Origin of the sequence: Streptomyces sp. NBC_00442, from assembly GCF_036014195.1 — a bacterium.
In the GTDB taxonomy this organism is placed as follows: domain Bacteria; phylum Actinomycetota; class Actinomycetes; order Streptomycetales; family Streptomycetaceae; genus Streptomyces.
In genome coordinates, this window is sequence record NZ_CP107918.1 from 1,034,134 (window position 1) to 1,053,014 (window position 18,881).

Here is an 18,881-nt window from a genome sequence, read left to right on the forward strand (position 1 = left end):
GGCTTCTAGGACTTCTTGCGGACGAGCGTCACTCCGTCACCGATCGACAGGATGACCGCTTCCACGCGCTGGTCGGATGCGACGTGCGCGTTGAAGGCACGCATGCTCGCGCCTTCGCCGTCGGGGTCGTCGACGACGGTCTGGAACCAGAGGACGTTGTCGACGAGGATCGCGCCGCCGGGGCGCATCCGCGGGACGAGCTCCTCGTAGTACGCGATGTAGTTGGGCTTGTCCGCGTCGATGAACGCGAGGTCCACCACGGGGTCGGCCGGCAGGGCGCGCAGGGTCTCAAGGGCCGGCCCGAGGCGGAGTTCGATCCGGTCCTCGACCTCGGCCTCCACCCAGGCCTTCTTGGCGATGTCGGTCCACTCCTCGCTCACGTCGCAGGTGAGGAGGTGGCCGCCGGGCGCGAGTCCCTTGGCGATGCACAGGGCGGAATAGCCCGTGAAGGTGCCGATTTCGATGGCGGTTCGCGCTCCCATGAGCTGGGTGAGAAGAGTGAAGAATCCGCCCTGCGGAGCGCCGATCTGCATGCGCGCCCGGTCGCCGACGGTGGCTGTGGCCGCGACCAGATTGCGCTGTGCCTCATCGGCTTGGAGGCTGTTTTCCACGATGTATCCGTAGAGGGCTTCAGGCACCATTTTCGGTCTCATGGAAAGAGCTTTGCATCGACTACTCCAGAGCTCATCCAGGAATAATACAGGGGACCGGAATCAGCCATTCCGGACATATGAAAAAAATAAGGGTGCCGAAGACCACCGGGATGGTCTTCAACACCCTTGTTCTTTACCGCTCCCGCCTTCGCTGCCCTTGTCTTCGCAGCCCCTGTCTTCCCTGCTCCGTGTCAGTAGTGCCAGGCCGCCACTTCGTCGGGCAGCGGTTCCAGCTCGGCCGTCTCCGACGGTTTGCGGGTCATGTATTCGGGATTGCAACCCTGATAACCGAGCATCCGCGCCACCGGCGCGAGGACGCCGAACAGCACGCGCTGGACCGGCCAGGACGGCTGGGTGAACCGCAGCACGTCCTGGAACTCCAGGGTCGTCACGGCCTGCTGAAGCAAATGGGGCATGCCCCGCGCGTCGGTCTTGCCGTCCTGCGCGAGCCCGAAGAGCTGACGCAGCACCAGGCTCTCGAACCGGTCCGCGCGGCCGCGCAATTCACACACGTGCCGCGACTCCTCGGTGCCGGCGTTCCACCAGCGGTGCTGTGCGCCCGGCGGTATCAAAACGCTCTGCCCCGGGCTGTCGAGCACCTGCTCGTGGCCGTCGACGAGAAAGGCCACCCGGCCTCTGACCAGCGTGAAGCGCTCTTCACTCAGCGGATGCGTATGCGCACCGGAGACGGCCCCGCCCGGCTGGACGTACACGTCCATGATGGTGCGCTTCCCATCCGTCTCCGCCGCGGGCGTCCTGATGATCACGCGTTCCCTGCACCGCGGGTTGACATATACCTCTCCCTGGCTGACGGTCATCTGCCGAATCTCCTTCGCCGAGACGTGTGCTGCGTCTTTTTGTGCTTCACAGCCGCGCACCGCCACTCACATCGATGACCCGACCGGTGATCCAACGAGCCTGTTCGGAGGCGAGGAACGAAATGACGTCCGCGACGTCCTGCGGCTGTCCCACGCGACGCAGAGCCGCTTCTTCCGAGACCGCCTTCTGAGCCGCCTCGTTTCCCCGCAGCCAACCCGCGTTGACATCCGTGTCCAGAGTCCCTGGAGCAACCGCGTTCACCGTAATTCCACGTCCACCCAGTTCTTTCGCCAAGGTGAGCGTGAAGGTGTCGATCGCTCCCTTCGTCAGGCTGTAGGCCATGACTTCGGGAAAAGCCATCCGGGTGACAGCGGAGGACACATTAATGACCCGCGCGCCGTCGCGCAATCGTGTGAGGCCCTGCTGAATGAGAAAGAACGGCGCGCGCACGTTGACCGCGAAGATGCGCTCGAAGTCCTCCGCGCTCGTCTCCGAGAGGGTCGCCCACACCGACGTTGCCGCATTGTTCACCAGAATGTCGACTCCGGGATCGCCTGCGAACTCCGCGACCTTCTTGTCGAATTGCGCCCAGAGTTCCTCCGGCCCCCCGGGCCGCGAGAAGTCGGCCTGCACCGGGAAGGCGGAGCCGCCCGCGGCCCGGATGCCGTCGACGACCTCCTGCGCCGCGCCGGCGTTCGTGGCGAAGTGGACCGCGACCACGGCCCCCTCACCGGCCAGCCGCTCGGCCGTGGCCCGGCCGAGTCCGCGACTGGCGCCCGTCACGAGGGCCGTCTTGTCCTTGAGCGATGTCACAGTCGCCGCCTGTCTGCTGGAACCGGAGGGGAACCGGATGAGGGGTGTCGCGGTGGGACCGGAGTGCGAGGCGTCCGGCGTGGGGCCGACTCGAGCGTCGGCCGTGGGGCCGGCTCAGGCGTCGGCGCGGTCGCGCACCCCGCGGCGGGCGAGGAAGAACCACACCAGCAGGGCCGAGGCGAGCAGGAAGGCGGCGTTGACGAGGACTCCCATGTGGAGCCCGCCCAGTACGGCCTCGGTCTCGGACTCGGTGGCGGCCAGCGACGAGGTGCGGGCGGAGATGACGGCGCTGACGACCGGGATTCCCAGAGTGATGGCGATCTGCATGCTCATCGTGGTCAGACCGGTCGCGAGTCCCTGCTCCTCGTCGGGCATCCCGGAGGTGGCACTGACCATGTACGAGACCAGGCTGTAGGCGTGGCCGAAGAAGCCGACCGCGAGCGCCGCGAAGACCAGCACGACGCTGCTGTCGCTGTCACTGAGCCACAACAGCACCGCGTACGCCAGGGACTGGACCACCAGCGACGCGGCGAGAACGGCCGGCGCACCGATCCTGGCGAGCAGCCGCGGCGCGATCGTGCCGCCCACGATCGTCAGGATGCCGGGCAGACCGATGGCCACACCCGTCGTGAACGCGGAGAAGCCGAGCACCTTCTGCATGTACAAGGTCGTCGAGAAGGAGATCGCGGTGGCCATGGCGATCGAGGCGAACCCGCCGAAGTTGCCCCACCGGACGGTCCGCCGCTTCAGGACCCGGACCGGGGCCAGCGGGTTGGGGCTCTTCAGCTCCACGAAGTAGAAGGTCACCAGGAGCGCCGCGGACGCCACCAGCCAGATGTAGACCGCGGGTTCGGCCCAGCCCTTGTGTCCGGCCGTCGTGATGCCGAAGACCAGGGCGAGGAGCCCGCCGGTGACCGTGATCGCGCCGGGGACGTCGAGCCGGGTGTGCGTACGGGACTTGGCCTCCGGGATCACCATCAGCGTGCCGATGAGCACCAGCACGGCCACCGGAACGTTGATCAGGAAGGACCAGCGCCAGCTGAACAGTTGCGTCAGCGCGCCACCGAGCAGCGCACCCGCGCTGAACCCGCCGCCCAGGAGAGCCCCGTTCAGGCCGAGCGCCCGTTGCCGCAGCGGGCCTTCCTGGAACGTCGTGGTGAGCAGGGACAGGGCCGAGGGCACGGAGATCGCGGTGGCCACGCCCTGGGCGACGCGGGCCGCCACCAGAACGGCGGCGCTCTGCGCGAGGCCGCCCACCAACGAGGCCGTGGCGAGCAGCGCGACACCCAGGATGAACACCCTGCGCCGGCCGAACAGGTCGGCGATGCGTCCGAAGAGCAGCGTGAATCCGGCAGCGGGCAGGGCGAACCCCGTGGTGATCCACTGGAGGTTGTCCAGCGAGAAGCCCAGTGAGTCTCCGATGACAGGGAGCGACACGGTCAGGATGGAAAAGTCTGCGGCGAGCATGAACTGGGCGCCGAGCAGGACCGCGAGGGCCAGCTTCTGCTGGCCCGTCATGCGGTCCGGCGCGGCGGCCGCGGCACGTGTGCCGGTCATCTCCTCCAGATCGGACATGGTCTTCCCTTTCCAGCTGCGGCGTTGTCGACATCTCCGGGCGTGAGTCCCCGCGGGGCCGGAGAACCGGCGTGAAACCGACCGGTCGATGGGAGAACACCGGCCCCGTCCGGCGGGTTGCATGGGCCGGGAAATTCGACCGCAAGATCTTGAGCGCCGTCGGCGCGGCCGGTGACTAGCGTCGCCGTGACGCAGCCTTGGGAGGCCACATGGACGAGACGACAGCCGCGGGAGCGCAGGCCGGGCCCGGCGTGCACCGGCGGGCGCTGCTGATCGCGGGCGCCACAGCCGGCGGTTCGGCCGTGCTGGGCGGCGCGGGCCCGGCGCGGGCCGCGGGGACCGGCGGCGCCGCACCCACCGCGCCGGGCGCCGCGCCGAGCGTGGTCACCCCGGGTGACGCCCGGTATCCGGACCTCGTACGAGGGTGGAACCAGCGCTGGGTCGGCCGACCGGACGCGGTGCACGTGGTCGGCTCGGCGGAGCAGGCCAGGGACGTCGTGCAGTCGGCGGTCCGCGACGGCAAACGTCTTTCCGTGCGCGGCGGGGGCCACTGCTACGAGGACTTCGTCTTCGACCCGGACGTCCGGGTCGTCCTCGACATGTCCCGGCTCAACCAGGTCTTCTACGATCCCGCACGGCGCGCGTTCGCCGTGGAGGCCGGGGCCCAGTTGCTGGACGTGTACGAGAACCTCTACCGCTTCTGGGGCGTCACCGTGCCGGCCGGCATCTGCTTCTCCGTCGGGGCGGGCGGACACGTCAGCGGGGGCGGCTGGGGCATGCTCTGCCGCAAGCACGGACTGGTGGTGGACCACCTCCAGGCCGTCGAGGTCATCGTCGTCGATGCCTCGGGCACGGCCCGGCTCGTCACCGCCTCGCGGGACTCCACCGGGCCGCTGCGCGAGCTGTGGTGGGCGCACACGGGCGGCGGCGGGGGCAACTTCGGTGTGGTCACGCGCTACTGGTTCCGCACCCCGGGCGCGCGCGGGAACGAGCCGTCCGAGCTCCTCCCCGCGCCCCCTCCCGAGGTCCTCCTGCACGCGACGTCCTGGTCGTGGGACGCGCTCGACCGCGCGGACCTCATCCGGCTGGCAGGCAATTACGGCGCCTGGCACGCGGCGCACCGCGACCCGGGAACCGCCTTCGACGGTCTGTGCAGCTATCTCGTGCTCGGCCACCGCTCGGGCGGCTCCGTCTCCATGGTGACCCAGGTGGACGCCTCGGACCCGGACGCGTCCGCGCTGCTCGCGCAGTACCTGGAGGCCGTCACGCAGGGCGTACGGGCCGCGGCGGCGCCGATGAGCGAACCGGCCGGGGAGCACCCGGCGTTGCCCGGGTTCGCCAGCCCTCGGCGGATCCCCTGGCTTCAGGCCACCCGGCACCTGGGCACGACCAACGCCCTGGTGAACGATCCGACGCTGCACAGCGACTTCAAGTCCGCCTATTTCCGCGAGGGGTTCAGCGACGCGCAGCTCGCCTCCCTCTACGACCGGCTCAGCCGCACGGACTCGGGCAATGCGACGGCCGGCATCACCCTCAGCTCCTTCGGCGGCCGGATCAACTCCGTCGCCCAGGACGCGACCGCCTCCGCGCACCGCGACGCCGCCTTCAAGGCGCTGTGGGGCATCTGGTGGTCCGACCCGAGCGAGGAGTCGGCCTGCCTGGACTGGATCCGCTCGGCGTACGCGCAGGTCTTCGCGGCCACGGGCGGGGTTCCCGTCCCGAACGGGGCCACCGACGGCTGCTACGTCAACTATCCGGACGCCGACCTGAGCGACCCGCGCCACAACACGTCCTCGGTTCCGTGGCACGCGTTGTACTACAAGGCCAACTACCCGAGGCTGCAACGCGTCAAGGATGCCTGGGATCCGCGTGATGTGTTCCGGCACCGGCAGTCGGTGCGCCCGTCCGGCGCCTGACGTCGGACCGTGCCGGGGGCGTCCGCCCGGGGTGTGGAGGTCAGCGTTCCCAGGGCGGGGCCCCGGCCGGGGGACGGGTGGTGACCCAGCCGCGGCGCATCTCCCAGGTGCCCCCGTCGCGGGCCGCGCCGCGCAGGCCGTGCAGGGTCTCCGGTCCGGTGAGCGCGGGCAGGCGGGAGTCGCCGAGGCCGGCGAAGGCGTAGGTGCGGGCCGGGTCCCAGTCGGTGGAACGGCGCAGCCTGCGGGCCAGCTGGGCGAAGCCGAGGGGCGCCGCGGCGATCACCCACGCGTCGGGGGCCCCTTCGGTCAGGCGCACGGCCGGGCGCAGCCAGGACGCCGCCGTCTCCGGCCAGTCGACCACCGTGAGGACCACGCCGTCGCGGGCCGTCCAGGCCGCGCCGAAGGCTTGTGCGGCGGCGCGGCAGGGGGCGCAGCGGGCGTGGCCGATCGAGACGGTCTCGATGCGGTCCTTCCGCCGGCCCGGAGCGGTCAACAGGCCGATGAGGGCGGCGAGTTCGGGCTCGCTGTGCGGCTCCGGGTCCGGCAGGGCGCCGTACTGGGCCAGTTCCGCGGGGCCGATCAGGGGAGACCGCGCCAGGTGCCGTTCGGGGAGGGTGCTCATGGGGTGCGGATGCCTTCCCGGTTCGCTTTCCATCGGGCGTACTGATCGGACAGGCAGACCGCGCAGGGCCGGTATCCGGCCGCGACGGCGGTGGCCTCGTCGGCGAAGAACACCCGGTCCCGCACGTAGTGGCCGCGGGCGATGGCCCGCAGCGCGGAGGGGCAGTCGAGGCGCCCGTACAGGCGTTGGCGCCGGTGTCCGCCCAGGGTGCCCGGGGTGACGCTGGGGCGGGCCGTGCCGTCCGCGCCGATCAGTGTGTACGTGCGCTCGGCCGCGCCCGCGTCCGGCGGGGCATCCTCGATCACCACGTGACCTCCTCGGGGGGCTTCAGGCCAGCGTCGGTTGCAGGGCGCCCTCGTGCGTGAGGAGGCGGACCTTGGCCTCCACGCCTCCCGCGTAGCCGCGCATGGAACCGTCCGCACCGATCACGCGGTGGCAGGGGCGTACCAGCAGCAGCGGGTTCGCGCCGATCGCCGCGCCCACGGCCTGGGCCCGGCCCCGTTCGAGACCGAGCTGTGCGGTCAGCCGGCCGTAGGTGGTCGAGGTGCCGTACGGGATGGCTTCGAGGGCGCGCCAGACCCGCCGCTGGAAGTCGGAGCCGGCCGGAGTGAACTCCACGTCGAAGGTGGTGAGTTCACCCGCGAAGTAGGCGGACAGCTGCTCCGCGACGTGGGTGAACGCCGTGGGATCGCGGCGCCACCCGCTCTGGACGGCGGGGACGCCCCGCTGCCCCGGCAGGGACAGCGAAGTCAGGGTGGTGCGGCCGTCGGACGGCTCCCCCACCAGGAGCAGTTCGCCCAGCGGGCTGTCGATCGTCGTGTACGAGGGCATCGTCGCCATCCTCCTCATCACCTTTCGTCTCACCCTCCACACTGCGGGGTGACGGCGACGGATACTGGCGGAATACGGACATCGCACTGGGGCGGGGCGCGGGGCCCGGATGCCGGGCCCCGCGATCGTGCGGGGTCAGTCCTCGTGCCCGAGCTGGAGGTCGCGCTCGGTGCGGCCGCCGCCCGCCACCTGGAGGACCGTGGCCACCGGCGGATAGCCGGCCGCGATCACGGTGTATTCGCCGGAGGACAGGTCGATGAATCTGAAGGTGCCGTCGGGGCCGGTGGTGAGGGTGTCGACGACGTTGCCCGCGGCGTCGAGCAGCGTCACCCTGGCGTCCTCGACGGGGCGGCCGCCGCCCGCGCGGACCGTGCCGCGCAGCACCGCTCCCCCGGCCAGCTCGATGTCCTGGCGGGTCTCGCGCGAGGCCTGCACGGAGACGGGCAGGGCGGCGGGGCGGAAGGCGGGGGCGCTGGCGGCCAGGGTGTACTCGCCCGCCACCAACTCCCCGATCACATACGTCCCTTCGCGTCCGCTGCGTGTCGCCGAGACGACCTCGCCGCGTACGTCGGTGAGGGTGACGGCGGCGTCCCGTACGGGGGTGCCGTCGGCGGTGACCACGGCGCCGGCGAGGCGGCCCGCGCCGCCGAGGACCACGTCGAGGTCGACGGGGCGCTCGCCGACGGTGACGGCGACCGCCTGCGGCTGGTGGCCGCCGGCCGCGGCGATCAGGACGTAGGAACCGGCGCCGGGCACGCTCAGCGCGTACCGCCCGTCCGCGCCGCTGGCGCCGCGTCCGACCTGCTGGCCGCGTACGTCGACGAGGGTGAGGGCGGCGCGCGGCACGGTGGTTCCGTCGTGGTGCTGGACGGTGCCGGTGACCGGGACGCCGCCGGCGTAACCGGAGTTGGCGGCGGTGCGGGCGTGCGGCAGGGGCGCGGTGTCGGTCACGGGCGCGGTCTCGGCGGTGGGGGCGTTGTGGGACACCAGCGGTTTCTCCTTGAGGAAGAAGGCGAGGACGAAGCCGAGCACGAGCACCGGCACGAGGTAGAGGAAGATGCGCGGCATGGCGTCGGCGTAGGCCCGGATGTAGCCGTCGCGCAGCGCGGGCGGCATGGCGTGCACCAGTTGCGGGGTGATCGACTCGGGATCGGGCAGGCGGGCTCCGGCCGGGAGCCGCTCGGTGAGCGCGTGGGCGAGCCGGTTGGTGAACAGGGTGCCGAAGATCGCCGCGCCGACGCTGCCGCCGATCTGCCGGAAGTAGTTGTTGGCGCTGGTGGCGGTGCCGAGGTCGGCGGGGGCTGCGGCGTTCTGCACGGCGAGGACGAGCACCGGCATGACCAGGCCGATGCCCGCGCCGAGCACGGCCATCCAGATGCTGTAGTCCAGCCGCGGGGTGTCGGTGCCGAGCTTGGAGAGCAGCCACATGCCGACGGCGGAGACGGCTCCGCCGACGATGGGGTAGAGCTTGTAGCGCCCGGTGCGGCTGATGAGCTGGCCGGAGACGATGGAGGCGCCGACGATGCCGCCCATCATGGGCAGCACGAGCAGCCCGGACTCGGTGGCGCTGGCCCCGTCGACCATCTGCAGGAACGTCGGCAGATAGCTCGCGGCGCCGAAGAGGGCGACGCCGATGACCGCGCCCACCAGGCCGGAGACGTTGAAGACCGGGTCGCGGAACAGCCGCAGGGGGATGACGGGTTCGGCCGCGTAGTTCTCGACGACCAGGAACAGCAGGGTCGTTCCGGCGGCTCCGGCGGCGAGCCCCACGATGGTGCGCGAGCCCCAGGCGTACTCGGTTCCGCCCCAACTGGTCAGCAGTACCAGGCATGTTGAGGCGGTGGCCAGGAGCAGCATGCCGAGCACGTCGAGGCGGGGGCGCACCGCGGGCCTCGGGAGTTTGAGCACGGCGGTGATGACGGCGAGGGTGACCAGGCCGAAGGGCACGTTGATGTAGAAGCACCAGCGCCAGGTGGCGTGGTCGGTGAAGAAGCCGCCGAGCAGGGGGCCGGCCACCGAGGCGAGCCCGAAGACGGCTCCGATCAGCCCCATGTAGCGGCCGCGCTGCCGGGGCGGCACGATGTCCGCGATGATCGCCTGCACGCCGATCATGAGTCCGCCGCCGCCGATGCCCTGCATGGCGCGGAAGGCGATGAGCTGGTCCATCGTGCGCGACCAGCCGGCCAGTGCCGAGCCGATGACGAATACGACGATCGCGAACTGGAAGACGGGTTTGCGGCCGAAGAGGTCGCCGAGCTTGCCGTAGATCGGGAGCCCGATCGTGGAGGCGAGGAGGTAGGCGGTGACGGCCCAGGAGACCTTGTCGAGGCCGTGCAGATCGCCGACGATCTTCGGCAGCGCGGTCGCGACGATCATCTGGTCGAGCGCCGCGAGCAACAGCGTGAGCATCAGGCCGACGAAGACCATCCGCACCCGGCGGGGCTCCAACGGCGCCCGGGGCGCGGGCGGTTGCTCCACCGCCGGCGCCGCCGGAGCCGGAGCGGGCTCGGCGGCCCGCTCGTCCTTCACCAGAGTGATCCCGCCCACGAAACTCTCCCCTCGTCACGCTTGCGCCGACCATTTCTCGCATTACGCGACAACCGGGGCAAGCGGAGCGAGGGTGGGCGGGAGGCGCACGCCGGGCGCTTATGCGCTGGCGGGAGCCCCTACGGCGCACAACCGGGCGGGGACGGAAGTCCACCCGAACCGGTGACCGTGGAGAAGGTTACCGCGGGCTACTTCTCCACCTCGGCGGCGAGCTTGGCGAGCATCGCGTCGTAGATGCGGCCGAGCCCCTTGGGCGCGAAGGTCCTTTCGAAGAATCCGCCGATGCCACCGGCGCCGTTCCACACGGTGGCGACGACGACCTTGGCGCGGCCCTCGCCGGCCGGCGTGACCGTCCACGTGGTGACCATGGAGGAGTTGCGGTCCTTCTCGACGAGCTGCCCGTCGGTCGGCTCGGTGACCTCCAGGAGGCAGTCGCGCACCCGCTTGCTGGTGGCCTGGAGCTTCCAGTGGACGAGGGTGCCCTCGCCGTCGCCGCCCTCGCGGACCTCGTACTCGCTGAAGTGCTCCGTCAGGAGCTTCGGGCGGCCGACCTTGTAGTCGGCCAGCGTGTCGAACACGGTCTCCGGATCCGCCGTGACGATCCGCTCCGTCGTGGCCTCGACCTGCGCCATGGCACTTCCTCCAGCAGTTGTGTTTCGGGGGTTCCCGGGGCGGGCCAAGCCAACCACCTCGGGGTCGGCCGTCACAATCCGGGTTGCGATCAAGAAGGGAACATGTGTTCTATTCAGGGGTGGGCGTGACCGAACAGGGCCCACACGAGCAAGGGAGGCGTTCATGCGCTGGGAGAATCTCGCCGACGACGACGCCTCGGCCGGCGCGGCCCGCACGGCCGCGCTGTTCGCCGCGGACACGGTGACCACCCGTACGTTCGACACCCCCGAGTTCCGCGGGATCACCTTCCACGAGATCCGGGCGCGGTCCATCGTCAACCGGGTGCCGGGCGCGTCCCGCATGCCGTTCGAGTGGACCGTCAACCCCTATCGCGGCTGCTCGCACGCATGTGTGTACTGCTTCGCCCGCAAGACGCACAGTTATCTGGACCTCGACACCGGGCTCGGCTTCGACTCGCAGATCGTGGTGAAGGTGAACGCGCCGGAGCTGCTGCGCTCGCACCTCTCCTCGCGCCGCTGGCACGGCGCGCACATCGCGATGGGCACCAATGTCGACTGCTACCAGCGCGCGGAGGGCCGCTACCGGCTGATGCCGGGCATCATCGCGGCCCTGCGCGACCACGCGAACCCGTTCTCCATCCTCACCAAGGGCACGCTCATCCTCCGTGACCTGGAACTGCTGGAGCAGGCGGCGGCGGTGACCGAGGTCGGCATCTCGGTCTCCGTCGGCTTCCTCGACCGGGAGCTGTGGCGCACGGTCGAGCCCGGCACGCCTTCGCCGGAGCGCCGCCTGGACGTCGTGCGCACGCTGACCGAACACGGCATCGGATGCGGGGTCCTGATGGCGCCGGTGATCCCCTTCCTCGGCGACCACCCCGACCAGCTGCGCGCCACGGTCCGCGCGATCGCCGCCGCCGGCGCGACCTCGGTCACCCCGCTGACGCTCCATCTGCGGCCCGGCGCCCGGGAGTGGTTCATGGCGTGGCTCGGCGAGCACCACCCCCATCTGGTGCGGCGGTACGAGCGGCTGTACGCGGAGGGGGCGTACGCGCCGAAGTGGTACCAGCGCCGGATCACCGGTCACGTGCACGAACTGGCCAGGGAGTTCGGCATCGGTCCGGCCCACCGCGGCGCGGCCCGGCGCATCCCGGCCGCTCCGGCACCCACGGAATCCTCGCCGACGCAGCTCACCCTGCTCTGAGAGGATGGCCGGCATGACGACACCGACGCGCATCGGCGCACCCGAAGGCATCGCTCCCGGCAACGGCTACAGCCATGTGGTCTGGGGAACCGGCCGGTTCGTGGCCATATCCGGGCAGTGCGCCCTGGACGAGAAGGGGAACATCGTCGGAGAGGGTGACGCGCGGGCCCAGGCCGACCAGGTCTTCGAGAACCTGCGCCGCTGCCTCGCCGCCGCGGGTGCCACCTTCGAGGACGTGGTGAAGCTGACCTACTTCGTCACGGACGTGGCCCATCTGCCCGCCGTCCGCGCGGCCCGCGACGCCGTCATCACCGCCGACCAGCTGCCCGCCAGCTCGGCGGTGCAGGTCAGCGCGTTGTTCCGGCCCGAACTGCTGGTGGAGATCGAGGCGTTCGCGGTGACCGCGCCGACGGCCGAGCACCCGTAGGAGCAGGCGGCGTCCGCGCACCCGTGGGGCCCCGCGTCCGGATCCGGGCGGGCCGGGCTCTAGATCCGGCCCCGGCCCGCCTGGATCCGGCGGAGCGCCCAGGCCGCCGGCCGGGCCACCCGCGGGTGCGCCAGGGCCTCGGTGAGGACCTCGACGGCCCGCTTGTCGCCGAGCTCGCCGAGGCCCTCGATACAGGCCTGAGCCACGCGCCAGTACGGGTTGTGCGCAGAGAGCAGCGGCCGCAGCGTCCTGATCAGGGCCGGTACGGACTCGGGGGCGCGCAGGGCCGTGAGCAGACGGACCGGGTGCAGCGCGTAGGCGGTGCGCAGTTCATTGGTCGCGAGGGCGGCCGCGGCGCGTGCGGTACGCGGGTCGCCGAGCCGCGCCAGAGCGTACGCGGCGCTCGCGCAGCGTTCCGGATCACGGTGGTTGAGCAGCAGGACGAGCGCCTCGAAGGCCCGGCGATCGCCTTCGGCGCCGAGCCGGAACGCGGCCATCTCGCGCGCCCACAGCGGGCGTTCGTGTTCCGTGAGCACAGCCGCGAGCGCGTCGTGGTCGACCGTGGCGGCCAGCTCTTCGTACGCCGCTGAGCCGCCGCTCTCGCGCCGCACTCGGTCCAGGAGGGACCGTAACTCCTCGTCCATGTCCAAAAGCCTAGTGGCGTAAGGCCGTTGGCACCCCAAGGATGATCGGATCCCGTCGCTCGCCGGGACATGCCACCGGCAAGAAGCACAGGCAAGGAGCGGTCCCATGGAGCACAATGGCGCCCCGGCACCGGGCGACCGGCCCGCACGCCCCTGGTTACCGGGCCGCCGGGCCGAGTTGGCGGCGCTCGCGGCGAGGGTGCGCTCGGTGGGGCCCGGCGGGGGCGCGCTGGTCGTACGGGGGGCGGCCGGCTCCGGCAAGTCCGCCCTGTTGCACGCGACGCGCGGGTTCGCCTCGCGGGCGGGGTTCCTGATTCTGGCCACCTCGGGGGCGCCGGCCGGCACGGCCCTTCCGTACACGGCGCTGCACGAGCTGCTGCACCCGCTCCTCGGCTCCGCGGGAGCACTGCCGGACGCCCAGCGCGTGGCCCTGCGCACCGCGTTCGGCGAGGAGGCGGGGCCCGCTCCGGAGCCGTTCCTCGTGGCGCTCGCCGCGCTGGGTCTGCTCACCGGCGCCGCCGCGACCCGCCCGGTCCTCGCCCTCGTGGACGGCCTGCCCTGGCTCGACGAGGCGAGCGCGCAGGTGGTCGCCTTCCTCGCCCGGCGCGTCGGCGACGACCCCGTCCTGCTGTGCGCGGCGGCCCGGACCGAGCCGGGCCGACGGCCGTTCGCGGCCGGCGTGGACAGCCTGGAGCCGAGCGGTCTTGACGCGTCGGCCGCCGCCGAGGTCCTCGCCGTCACGGGCCGCGATCTGTCGCCCGCCGAGCGGGACGAGGTCATCGCCGCGGCCCGGGGCAACGCGCTCGCGCTGACCGAACTGCCCCGGATGTGGCGGGAGTTCATGCCTGCGGACGGGGGTCTGCTCGGGCCCGCACCCACCCCGGCCGGCCGCCTCGAGCGGGGATTCGCCGCGCTCTTCGGCGCCCTGCCGCGAGCCGCCCGGGACGCGGTGCTCGTCGCCGCGGTCGACCCCGGCGCCACGGTCACCGAGATCCTTGCGGCCGCCGCCCGGATCGGCGGCTCCCCGGTCACCACCGGCGATCTGGACCGGGCGGCCGCCGCGGGTCTGCTGCGCGTCGAGGAGAACCGGATCCGCTTCCGCCATCAACTGGTGCGCTCCGGCGTGCTGCACGCGCAGCCGCATACGCGGCACCGGGCGGCGCACACCGCGCTCGGTGCCGCGCTCGGCTCCGACCCGTACCGCGGCGCCTGGCACCGGGCGCTCGGCATGGACCGGCCCGACGACGAGGCGGCGGACGCCTTGGAGGCCACCCACCGGATCGCGCTCGCCCGCGGTTCGAGCGCCCTCGCGATCCGCGCCCTCGAGCGGTCGGCGCACCTCACCCGGGATCCGGCACGGCGCGGCCGCCGGCTGCTGCTCGCCGCCGAGCTCGGCGTACGGCTGGAGCGCTCCGACCTCGTACGCCCCCTGCTCGACGCCGCGGCGCGCACCGCCCCGGGCGCGCGGGACCGGGCCCGGACGGCGTTGCTGAGCGAGCCCTGCGGCCACGGGGCGGCGGCCCACGGCACCGGGGGCGAAGACCTGTGTGCGCTCGCCGAGGACGCGGCGCGGGCCGCGGACGCGCCGCTCGCCCTCGATCTGCTGCTCGCCGCCGCGCGATCGTGCCACCGCGCGGACCCCGGTGCGCCGACGCGTCGGCGCGTCGTCGCCACGGCGGAGCACCTGAAGGGCCCGGCGTGGGATCCGCGCCTGACCGCCGCGCTCGCGCTGGCGGAGCCGGTGCGCCAAGCCGCCGATGTCCTCGCGCAGTTGACCCGGGCGGCGAAGGAGCACGGCGTCGACAGCGACGGGCTGCGACTGCTCGGCACGGCCGCGCACGCGGTGGGCGACCCGGTGCTCGCCACGGATTTCCTCGACCGCGCGGAAGCCGGGTTGCGTGAGCGAGGCCGTCTGGCCGCGCTCAGCCAGGTCCTCGCGGTACAGACGCGGGCGCGGCTCGACCTCGGCGCCTTGCGCCGGGCGGGCGAGGCCTCGGCCGAACTGCGCCGGCTCGCCGCGGAGACGGGATGCCCGGTGGACACGGCGGGCGCCCTCGTGGCCGAGGCCGGCGCCGCGGCCCTGCGCGGCGACACCGGGGCGGCCCGGCGTCTCGCGGACCGCGCGGAGAAGACCGGCCACGGCCGGGACGCGGACCTGCCCGCCGAGGTGGCCCTGGTCCGCGGCATCGCCGCCTGCGCGGCGGACCACCACGACGAGGCCTACGACACGCTGCGCGCCCTCTTCCCCGATGCCGGCCGCCCCGCACCCGGCTCTCCCGCGCGGGACGACCACTCCCCGCGCCCCGGGGCCGCCCGCCCCGGCCACGACGCCCCCGAGGCCGGCGTCGACGACCCGCCCTGCCGGGCCTGCTTCGGTGCGATCGGGTTCCTCGCCGATGCGGCCGTGCACGCGGGGCGGCACGGCGAGGCGGCCCGGGTGGTCGCCCGCCTGGCGCGGCGCACCGCGGGATCCCCGGCGCCGCTGCTCCGCGCCCATCTGCGGTACGCGGCCGCGGTGCTGGCCGACGACATCGAGGCGGAGACCCTGTTCCGGCGGGCGCTCGCCGACAATCTGGCCCGCTGGCCGTGGCCGCGGGCCCGCGCCGAGCTCGCCTACGGCGGCTGGCTGCGCCGGCAGCACAGGACCGCGGAGTCGCGCCCGTTGCTGCGTTCCGCGCGGCTCACCTTCGACCGGATCGGGGCCCGGCCGTGGGCGGCGCGGGCCGGGGAGGAGCTGCGCGCCGCGGGCGAGCGCACCGCCCCGCCCGCCACATGCAGCCCGTTGCGCCAACGCGCGCTCATGGCAGGTGAGTTGGGGCCGCTGGAATCGCAGATCGCCCGGCTCGCGGGCCTCGGCCTTTCCGACCGGGAGGTGGGCGACCGGCTCTTCCTCTCCGCCCGCACCGTCGGCGCGCACGTGGGCCGCGTCCTCCACCGGCTCGGGCTCGCCTCCCGCGACGGGCTCGGCACCGCCCTCGACACCTGGGCCGGCTGAGGCCCGCGGGGCCCGCCCCCGCCCGTCTCGTCCGCCCCCCCGCCGCAGGGGCGAGCCAGATCACATGGACTCGGCAGGGAGAAGGCCTGGCGCGCTCGTTACTCGCCGGTTAATCTCAGGTGAGCGGGTAACCCCCGCGGCTCCGGTGGCCTGGTGACGCAGCCACCGCGAGTGATCGTCGGTTCGGCAGTTCTGTACGACGCGCCCCGGGACAGGGCCGTCGGCCTCTTTCAGCGAGTCGCTCCACGACTCGCGCCACGACACAACTCCCGCACGCCGTGCGCCCGTCGGCGTATTCGAGCGCCCCCTGATGCCGGTCGCGTGCGCCCTCTCTCAGTCGTCACTCATCCCTGGAGTCCCGTGATGGACATCCCCCTGAACACTGTCGCCGTGGTCGGTCTCGGCACCATGGGCACCGGCATCGCCGAGGTCCTGGCCCGCGCCGGGCGCGAGGTCATCGGCATCGACATCAGTGAGCGCGCCGGCCGCCAGGCCGTGGCCTCCCTCGAAGCCGCCACGGCCCGCGCGGTGTCCCGCGAGCGGATCACCGCGCAGGAGCGGGGCGACATCCTCGCCCGGTTCCGTACCTTCACCGACCTCCAGGCCGCGGCCGAGGCCGATCTCGTCATCGAGGTCGTGCCCGAGACCTACGAGCTCAAGCACCAGGTCTTCCACGCCCTCGACTCCATCGTCGCGCCCACCACCATCCTGGCGACCGGCACCAACGCCCTCTCGGTGACCCGGCTCGCCGCCGATTCCGCGCACCCCGAGCGCGTCATCGGCCTGCACTTCTTCAACCCGGCGCCCGCCATGAAGCTCGTCGAGATCGTCTCGTCGGTGCTGACCGCGCCGCCGGCCGTCGACGCGGTCACCGCGCTCGCCCTCGACCTCGGCAAGGAGCCCGTCGCGGTGGGCGACCGTCCCGGCTTCGTCGCCGACGGGCTGCTCTTCGGCTACCTCAACCAGGCCGCCGCGATGTACGAGTCCAAGTACGCGTCGCGCGAGGACATCGACGCCGCGATGAAGCTGGGCTGCGGGCTTCCGATGGGCCCGCTCGAACTGCTCGACCTGATCGGCATCGACACCGCGCGGACCGTCCTGGAGGCGATGTACGCCTCCTCCCAGGACCGGCTGCATGCGCCCGCCCCCATCCTCGGCCACCTCGCCGAGGCCGGCCTGACCGGCCGCAAGAGGGGCCGCGGCTTCTACACGTACGAGGGTGAGGGCAGCGCGGTCGTGGTGGCCGACGCCCAGACCCCGGACACGATCGCGGGCGGGGGCGGCGGCCGGGAGATCCGCTCGGTCGGCGTGGCCGGCTCGGGCACCATGGCCTCCGGCATCGCCGAGGTCTTCGCCAAGGCCGGGTACCACGTGGTGCTCGCGGCCCGCAGCCTGGAGAAGGCCGAGACCGCCAAGTCCCGTATCGGCACGTCGCTTTCGCGCTCCGTCGACAAGGGCCGGCTCACCGCCGAGGCGCGCGAGGAGACCCTGAACCGCATCACGGCCGCGGGCGCCCTGGAGGCCTTCGCCGACGTCGACCTCGCCGTCGAGGCGGTCGCCGAGGACCTGGAGGTCAAGCAGCAGCTCTTCTCGACGCTCGACAAGATCTGCAAGCCGGGTGCGGTGCTCGCCACCACCACCTCCTCCCTGCCCGTCGTCGCCTGTGCCCGCGCCACCTCTCGTCCCCAGGACGTCATCGGGATGCACTTCTTCAACCCGGCGCCCGCGATGAAGCTCGTCGAGGTGGTCCGCACGGTGCTCACGTCCGACGAGGTGCACGCCACCGTCCGCGAGGTCACCGCGAAGATCCGCAAGCACCCGGTGGACTGCGGCGACCGCGCCGGGTTCATCGTCAACGCGCTGCTCTTCCCGTACCTCAACAACGCGATCAAGATGGTGCAGGAGCACTACGCGACCCTGGACGACATCGACGCCGCGATGAAGCTGGGCGGCGGTTACCCGATGGGCCCCTTCGAACTGCTCGACGTGGTGGGCCTCGACGTCTCGCTCGCCATCGAGAAGGTGCTGCACGCCGAGTTCCGCGACCCGGGCCTCGCCCCGGCGCCGCTCCTCGAACACCTCGTCGCGGCCGGCTGCCTGGGCCGCAAGACGGGCCGGGGATTCCGCGAGTATGCCCGGCGCTGATCCGGAGGCGGGGTGGGGCGGGCTGCTCGATCCTCCGGACAGCTCGCCCCCGTGGGCGCGACCTGCCGCGCCCATGCAGTACGTTCGGTCCATGCCCCAGCCAGTCAGGTCCACCCGTACGAACGCCGTGCCCGATGCCCCGGAGAGCGCCGCGGGCAGCAGGGCGGCGGCCCAGCGGCTCAAGATGCGCCGTGAACTGGCGACCGCGGCGATGGACCTGTTCTCCGCGAAGGGGTACGAGGCCACCACGGTGGACGAGATCGCCGCGCGGGCCGGAGTCGCCCGGCGGACCTTCTTCCGCCACTTCCGCTCCAAGGAAGAGGCGATCTTCCCCGACCACGACGACACCCTGGTACGGGCCGAGGCGGTCCTGAACGCCGCGCCCCCGCACGAGCATCCGCTGGACACCGTGTGCCGGGGCATCAAAGAGGTCATGAAGATGTACGCGGGTTCCCCCACGGTGTCCGTGGCCCGCTACAAACTGACCCGTGAGGTGCCCACGCTGCGCGAGGCGGAGATCGCCTCGGTCGCCCGCTACGAGCGCCTCTTCACCCGCTATCTGCTCGGTCACTTCGACGAGCACGACCACCAGCCGGGCAATGACGACCCGCTGCTCGCGGAGGTCGCGGCCTCCGCGGTCGTCACCGCCCACAACCACGTGCTGCGCCGCTGGCTGCGGGCCGGCGGCCAGGGTGACGTGGAGAGCCAGCTCGACCACGCCTTCGCGATCGTGCGGGAGACCTTCGGCTCCGGCATAGGAGCGGGCCGCACCAGCAAGCCGAGGCCGGCCGCCACCGTTTCGGCCGGCGACGAGGTGCTGGTCGCGGTGGCCCGCACGGACGCGCCGCTCGACGAGATCATGCAGACCATCAAGCAGGCGCTCAAGACGACGTAGGCGGCACCCAGTGCCATTGGTGGCCGCATCCCTCCCGGAGGGATGCGGCCACCGGCCTGTCCGGCGGCACCCACGCGCCCCGGCGGGCCGACCCCGCTGACCTGCAACGATCGATCATCGCTCATCTGTACCGCTCAATTCGCACATGAGAGAAACTCTTGGCACG

The 18,881-nt window shown here is 72.4% G+C and carries 16 protein-coding genes; 6 read left to right on the forward strand and 10 right to left on the reverse strand.

Translation table 11 applies throughout. The features are described from left to right. Positions 1-5: 5 nt before the first annotated feature. The 4 genes from OG432_RS04745 to OG432_RS04760 all read right to left on the reverse strand — a co-directional run bounded on the left by OG432_RS04745 (position 6) and on the right by OG432_RS04760 (position 3,860). Positions 6-641 carry an O-methyltransferase gene (locus OG432_RS04745; RefSeq protein WP_328308023.1) on the reverse strand — a complete coding sequence of 212 codons (636 nt, stop codon included), beginning with the start codon at positions 639-641 and terminating at the stop codon, positions 6-8. 203 nt (positions 642-844) lie between these two features. After that, positions 845-1,471, reverse strand: a complete 627-nt coding sequence (locus OG432_RS04750) for a cupin domain-containing protein (RefSeq protein ID WP_328308025.1) — start codon at positions 1,469-1,471, stop codon at positions 845-847. Positions 1,472-1,517: 46 nt separating this feature from the next. Then, the gene (locus OG432_RS04755; RefSeq protein ID WP_328308027.1) at positions 1,518-2,285 is read right to left on the reverse strand and encodes an SDR family oxidoreductase; all 768 of its coding nucleotides are present in this window, start codon (positions 2,283-2,285) and stop codon (positions 1,518-1,520) included. 114 nt (positions 2,286-2,399) lie between these two features. After that, on the reverse strand, positions 2,400-3,860 hold the full coding sequence (locus OG432_RS04760; RefSeq protein WP_328308029.1) for an MFS transporter: 1,461 nt from the start codon (positions 3,858-3,860) through the stop codon (positions 2,400-2,402). A 209-nt stretch (positions 3,861-4,069) separates the two neighbouring features. On the opposite strand from OG432_RS04760, the gene OG432_RS04765 reads away from it, so the two are divergent. Further along, entirely contained in the window at positions 4,070-5,776 is a 1,707-nt protein-coding gene (locus OG432_RS04765; RefSeq protein WP_328308031.1) for an FAD-binding oxidoreductase, read from the forward strand. 40 nt (positions 5,777-5,816) lie between these two features. Here OG432_RS04765 and OG432_RS04770 read toward each other — a convergent pair whose 3' ends face one another. The 5 genes from OG432_RS04770 to OG432_RS04790 form a co-directional block, all read right to left on the reverse strand. Next, positions 5,817-6,398 (reverse strand): hypothetical protein, encoded by a 582-nt coding sequence (locus tag OG432_RS04770; protein ID WP_328308033.1) that lies wholly within the window; start codon positions 6,396-6,398, stop codon positions 5,817-5,819. Then, entirely contained in the window at positions 6,395-6,706 is a 312-nt protein-coding gene (locus tag OG432_RS04775; RefSeq protein ID WP_328308035.1) for an Ada metal-binding domain-containing protein, read from the reverse strand. The genes OG432_RS04770 and OG432_RS04775 overlap by 4 nt, the downstream gene beginning before the upstream one ends. A gap of 19 nt (positions 6,707-6,725) precedes the next feature. Next, on the reverse strand, positions 6,726-7,229 hold the full coding sequence (locus OG432_RS04780; protein ID WP_328314997.1) for a methylated-DNA--[protein]-cysteine S-methyltransferase: 504 nt from the start codon (positions 7,227-7,229) through the stop codon (positions 6,726-6,728). 135 nt (positions 7,230-7,364) lie between these two features. Further along, positions 7,365-9,776 (reverse strand): MFS transporter, encoded by a 2,412-nt coding sequence (locus OG432_RS04785; RefSeq protein ID WP_328308037.1) that lies wholly within the window; start codon positions 9,774-9,776, stop codon positions 7,365-7,367. Between the two features lie 188 nt (positions 9,777-9,964). Further along, positions 9,965-10,408 carry an SRPBCC family protein gene (locus OG432_RS04790; RefSeq protein ID WP_328308039.1) on the reverse strand — a complete coding sequence of 148 codons (444 nt, stop codon included), beginning with the start codon at positions 10,406-10,408 and terminating at the stop codon, positions 9,965-9,967. Positions 10,409-10,571: 163 nt separating this feature from the next. On the opposite strand from OG432_RS04790, the gene OG432_RS04795 reads away from it, so the two are divergent. Both OG432_RS04795 and OG432_RS04800 read left to right on the forward strand, forming a co-directional pair. Next, positions 10,572-11,609 (forward strand): Rv2578c family radical SAM protein, encoded by a 1,038-nt coding sequence (locus tag OG432_RS04795; RefSeq protein ID WP_328308041.1) that lies wholly within the window; start codon positions 10,572-10,574, stop codon positions 11,607-11,609. Positions 11,610-11,622: 13 nt separating this feature from the next. Then, positions 11,623-12,036, forward strand: a complete 414-nt coding sequence (locus OG432_RS04800) for a RidA family protein (RefSeq protein ID WP_328308043.1) — start codon at positions 11,623-11,625, stop codon at positions 12,034-12,036. A gap of 59 nt (positions 12,037-12,095) precedes the next feature. Here OG432_RS04800 and OG432_RS04805 read toward each other — a convergent pair whose 3' ends face one another. Next, positions 12,096-12,680 (reverse strand): adenylosuccinate lyase, encoded by a 585-nt coding sequence (locus OG432_RS04805; protein WP_328308045.1) that lies wholly within the window; start codon positions 12,678-12,680, stop codon positions 12,096-12,098. Between the two features lie 106 nt (positions 12,681-12,786). Between OG432_RS04805 and OG432_RS04810 the strand changes: the two genes are divergently transcribed. From OG432_RS04810 to OG432_RS04820, 3 genes are all read left to right on the forward strand, one after another. After that, positions 12,787-15,675, forward strand: coding sequence for a LuxR family transcriptional regulator (locus OG432_RS04810; RefSeq protein ID WP_328308047.1), 2,889 nt, complete (start codon positions 12,787-12,789; stop codon positions 15,673-15,675). A 363-nt stretch (positions 15,676-16,038) separates the two neighbouring features. Then, a complete protein-coding gene (locus OG432_RS04815) occupies positions 16,039-17,820 on the forward strand; it encodes a 3-hydroxyacyl-CoA dehydrogenase family protein (protein WP_328308049.1) in 1,782 nt (593 codons plus the stop codon). Positions 17,821-17,893: 73 nt separating this feature from the next. After that, on the forward strand, positions 17,894-18,715 hold the full coding sequence (locus OG432_RS04820; protein ID WP_328308051.1) for a TetR family transcriptional regulator: 822 nt from the start codon (positions 17,894-17,896) through the stop codon (positions 18,713-18,715). The last annotated feature ends 166 nt before the right edge of the window (positions 18,716-18,881 follow it).